The organism is Cellulomonas sp., from assembly GCF_035634735.1.
Classification (GTDB): Bacteria; Actinomycetota; Actinomycetes; order Actinomycetales; family Cellulomonadaceae; genus Cellulomonas.
The window spans coordinates 1-3,027 of the sequence record NZ_DASQCJ010000192.1; the positions used below are offsets into that span (position 1 = coordinate 1).

At 74.3% G+C, this 3,027-nt stretch carries 3 protein-coding genes; 1 reads left to right on the forward strand and 2 read right to left on the reverse strand.

Annotation, left to right across the window (positions count from 1 at the left end):
- Together VER05_RS15780 and VER05_RS15785 are read right to left on the reverse strand one after the other, a co-directional pair.
- Window positions 1–1,029 (reverse strand): AI-2E family transporter (locus VER05_RS15780; protein WP_324846268.1); only part of this gene is annotated, 1,029 nt, incomplete at its 3' end.
- Window positions 1,026–2,255 carry a cystathionine gamma-synthase gene (locus VER05_RS15785; protein WP_324846270.1) on the reverse strand — a complete coding sequence of 410 codons (1,230 nt, stop codon included), beginning with the start codon at window positions 2,253–2,255 and terminating at the stop codon, window positions 1,026–1,028. The genes VER05_RS15785 and VER05_RS15780, both read right to left, overlap by 4 nt.
- A 126-nt stretch (window positions 2,256–2,381) precedes the next feature.
- Here VER05_RS15785 and msrA point away from each other — a divergent pair.
- The coding region (gene msrA, locus VER05_RS15790) for a peptide-methionine (S)-S-oxide reductase MsrA (RefSeq protein WP_324846269.1) at window positions 2,382–3,027 on the forward strand (646 nt) is incomplete at its 3' end.

Sequence of the window (3,027 nt, forward strand, 5' to 3'; positions counted from 1 at the left end):
GGACACGGCGTGGCCCATGAGGAACGGCTGCAGCACGTGGCCCTCGATCTGCTGGACCAGCAGCACGACGCCGAGCATGAGCAGCGCCACGACCGGGCCCTGCGCGACGAGCGCGACCAGCACCGCGACGGCGCCGGTCGCAATGGCCCCGACGATCGGGATGAACGAGCCGACGAACACCAGCGTCGCGAGCGGCACGGCCAGCGGGACGCCGAGGATCGCCGCGCCGACGCCGATGCCGGTCGCGTCCACGAACGCCACCAGGATCTGGGTCCGGGTGTACCCGGACAGCGTGACGATGCCGCGGCGGCCGGCCTGGTGCACGCGCTCGCGCACGGAGATCGGCAGCAGGCCGACCAGCCAGGTCCAGATCGTCCGGCCGTCCAGCAGGAAGAAGAAGGTGCAGAACAGCGCGATCAGCGCACCCGCGGCGACGTGGCCGACGGTCGTCGTGACGGTGAGCGCGCCGGACACCAGGGTGCTGGCGTTCTCGCTGATCTGGTCCCGCCCCTGCTGCACCAGGTCGTCCAGCTGGTCGGTGCTGAGCCCCAGCGGGCCGTCGGACAGCCACTGCAGCGCCTCGTCGATGCCCTGCGACGCCTGGTCGTACAGGTCGCCGAACCCGCTCGCGATCGACCGGCCGGCCAGCACGACGAGCCCGGTCACCACGGCCAGCAGCAGCAGCACCGACGTGATCGCGGCGAGCCCCCGCGGGAACCGCAGCCGCGCGGCGAGGAACCGGGCCACCGGTGCGAGCAGCACCGTCAGCAGCAGCGCGATCGCCACCGACACGACGATGACCTTGAAGAACCCGACGACCCACAGCCCGGCGGCGGTGGCCGCCGCGATCAGCAGGAACCGCCAGGACCACGCCGCCGCGGCGCGCACCGACGGCGCGACCGACTGCTCGGCCGACCACCCCGGGGGCGTGTCGCCCGACGCGAGGTCGCCCTCGTGCAGGACCGGCGCCGGCGCCGCGGGGTCGCCCGGGCGGGTCCGGCCCCGCCCGCCCCGGCGCGGGGTCGTCATGCCAGCGCCTGCGCCAGGTCCGCGAGCAGGTCCGCCTCGTCCTCGATGCCGACCGACAGGCGCACCAGGTCGTCCGGGACCTCCAGGTCGGTGCCGACGACGGAGCCGTGCGTCATGCGCGCCGGGAGCTCGATCAGCGACTCGACGCCGCCCAGCGACTCGGCGAGCGTGAAGACCTTCGTGCGGGCGCAGATGCGGTCGGCGCGCTCGGCGCTGCCCGCGCGGAACGACACCATGCCGCCGAAGCCGGACATCTGCCGGGCGGCGACCTCGTGCCCCGCGTGGCTGTCCAGGCCCGGGTAGATGACCTGCGGGATGTCGTCGCGCGCCTCCAGGAACGCGGCCACGGCGGCGGCGTTCGCGCAGTGCCGGTCCATCCGGACGGCGAGCGTCTTGAGCCCGCGGAGGGTCAGCCACGAGTCGAACGGGCCGGCGACGGCGCCGGACGCGTTCTGGTGGAAGGCCACGGCGTCCGCGAGCGCCGAGGTGCCCGTCGGGCCCTCGAGCCCGACCGGCAGCTGCGCGCCGTCCGCGACCACGAGCGCGCCGCCGACCACGTCGGAGTGCCCGCCGATGTACTTGGTGGTCGAGTGCACGACCACGTCCGCGCCCAGCGCGATCGGCTGCTGGAGGTACGGGGTGGCGAACGTGTTGTCGACGACGAGCACCGCGCCGGCGGCGGCCGCGTGGGCCGCGAGCGCCGCGACGTCCGCGACGCCCAGCAGCGGGTTGGTCGGGGTCTCGAGCCAGATGACCTTGGTCTGCCCCGGGCGGATCGCCGCGAGCACCGCGTCCGCGTCCGCCAGGTCCACCGCGGTGTGCTCGACGCCCCACGGGCCGAACACCCGGGCGATCAGCCGGTAGGTGCCGCCGTACGCGTCGTTCGCCATGACCACGTGGTCGCCGGGCCGCAGCACCGCGCGCAGCAGGGTGTCCTCCGCCGCGAGGCCGGACGAGAACGCGAAGCCGGCGCCGCCGCCCTCCGCCGACCGCAGCGCCTCCTCGAGCGCGGCGCGGGTCGGGTTGCCCGAGCGCGAGTACTCGTAGCCGCCGCGCAGCCCGCCGACGCCGTCCTGCTTGTAGGTGGACACCTGGTAGATCGGCGTCACCACGGCGCCCGTCGCCGCGTCCGGGTCCTGGCCCGCGTGGATCGCGCGCGTCGCGAACCCGGCCGACGACCAGTCGCCGTGGTCCGTGTGCTGGTCGAGGTCGCCCGTGGCGGCCAGGGTCGGGGTGCTGTCGTTCGCGTCCGTCACGTGCCCAGGCTAGGCCCCCGCGCCCGCCGGTCGCGCGCGGGAACACCCCGGCCCGCGCGCGGGTTGAGCGTGTCGGACCCGTGGAAGGGAGTCACCATGAACTGGCTGTTCGGATCCGCCCTCAAGTCGACGATGGTCGAGCCGGAGCGCGCGCTGAAGGGGCACGAGGGCTACACGTACGCCGTGCCCGCGACCCACACGGTGCTCGGCACGCCGCTGCAGGGCCCGTGGCCCGAGGGGACCCGGACGATCGTCGTCGGCATGGGCTGCTTCTGGGGCGCCGAGCGCATCTTCTGGCAGCTGCCGGGCGTCGTCAGCACCTCGGTCGGCTACCAGGGCGGCTACACGCCGTACCCGACGTACGAGGAGACGTGCACCGGCCTGACCGGGCACGCCGAGGTCGTGCAGGTCGCCTACGACCCGGCCGTCGTCTCGGACGCCGACGTGCTGCGCACGTTCTGGGAGTCGCACGACCCGACGCAGGGGTACCGGCAGGGCAACGACCGCGGCACGCAGTACCGGTCGACCGTCTACACGACGACGCCGGAGCAGGCCGCCGCCGCGGAGGAGACCCGCGCCGCGTACCAGCAGCGCCTGACCCAGGCCGGGTACGGGGAGATCACGACCGAGATCCGCACCGCGGACGAGGCCGGCCCGTACTACTACGCCGAGGACTACCACCAGCAGTACCTGGACAAGAACCCGAACGGGTACTGCGGCATCGGCGGCACGGGCGTCTCGT